The following is a 1,553-nucleotide window of genomic DNA, read 5'->3' on the forward strand; positions in this document are numbered from 1 at the left end:
GAGGTTGAGCTGGGCGATATCGAGCAGGGCGTTGACCTTTGCGGCGACTTCCACGAACCGGGCGTGTGCGGCCTGGAAGGCCACCGAAGACTCTCCGACGTGGAAGGCCTGGGCCGACATCGCGGCCTGCTCGGCCTGCGAGATCGTCGAACGCATCAAAGCGGTCTTGGCCCCGAAAGTGCCCTCCGCGGCGATCAGCGCCGGAATGTGTGCATCAAGCAAACTCATATTCATCTCCTCAATCGTGTTGTGTTGTCGGTGATTTCTGGTTGTTCGTGGCCGCTCAGCTGTGAGGCCCCCCTTCGGCGCTGTCCTGGGGATCCACGTTCGCGTCGGTGCCCCAGGTGGTGGGCAGCATCGGGGCGGTACGCGAACTGTCGATGGCCTCGGCCGATGTTTCGCGTTCGATCAGACCGGCCGCGCTGGTGCTCGAGGTACTCCTGGATACCGTCCCGGAAAAGCCGAGCTGGCCAGTGCCGCGAGAAGAAGCCCCGACACCAGCGGGCTGACGCGCTGCCGGTTCCGAAAAGTCCGGGTCCACGGTGGAATTCATGTCCATGAACTGCGGGGCCGGATCCTTGATCCGCGCACCACGCTTGCGGCGGGCACGTGAACGCGCCGACGCGGCCGCTGCGGCCGCTGCGGAGATCCCCGCTGCCGGCGCCTTGGCACCTGCACCTTCATTCAATGTCGGCCCAAACCGCGCCGCCGGCGGATCCTCCTGTGCCGCGTACACCATGTAGGCAGGAGTCACCGCCGCGACAGCAGGCGAAGCCGGTGTCGCGGGGGCGGACGGTGCACCCGTACCGCTGGTAATTGCCGTGCCGCCGCTTCCGGGCATTCCGCCCATCGCAAACGGCTGCTGCTGAGGTGAGTTGCGCACGACCTGGGCTGGTTGCGGCGCGGGTTCCTCCCCGGGTACGTCGGCGTCGACCGGAACCGGGTTGATCAACTGCGCCAGTCCGATCAGGAGCAGGGGAAGCCACAGCGGAGCCGACAGCATGACGCCCCAGAAGGTGAACCCGAAGGGGATGAAGAACGCCTCGTACGCGATGAAGAACAACAGCGGACCCCACGCCACGAGCGCTTCGAGTGGGTTGCGCAGGAAGTCCTGCAAGATCCTTTGCAAGGTGCCGAGCGGGTCGGTGAAGAACTCCTGAATCTGCCGCATCAGCTTCTCGAAGAAGCTCTCGCTGTCGTCCAGCGCGGTGCCGGATTCGGCAGCCTGCGCCTGCGCGGCCAGGCCCGACATGTCGGCCATCCGTGACGTCACCTCGCCGCCCGGAGCCATGATCATCGGCGCGGGTGTCGTCGGCGCGACCGACGCCACAGCGGCCGTGGAAACCCCTTGGTAGACGCCCATGGTGGTGGCGGCCTGAACCCACATCCGGATGTAGTCGGCCTCATTGAGCGCGATCGGAATGGTGTTGATACCAAGGAAATTGGTGGCCAATAGCACGCCATGAATCATGTGGTTGGCCGCCAGCTCGGCCAGCGTCGGCATCGCGGCCAGAGCCGTGGCATAACCGGCGGCGGCCGTCTCCTGCAATACA

General features: G+C 65.6%; 2 protein-coding genes. Both read right to left on the reverse strand.

Annotation, left to right across the window (positions count from 1 at the left end; genetic code table 11):
- On the reverse strand, positions 1–228 hold a 228-nt coding region (locus AOT87_RS00035), incomplete at its 3' end, for a hypothetical protein (RefSeq protein WP_057966643.1).
- 55 nt (positions 229–283) lie between these two features.
- On the reverse strand, positions 284–1,553 hold a 1,270-nt coding region (locus AOT87_RS00040), incomplete at its 5' end, for a PPE domain-containing protein (protein WP_057966644.1).

It is taken from the genome of Mycobacteroides sp. H003 (genome assembly GCF_001440135.1).
In the GTDB taxonomy this organism is placed as follows: Bacteria; Actinomycetota; Actinomycetes; order Mycobacteriales; family Mycobacteriaceae; genus Mycobacterium; species Mycobacterium gwanakae.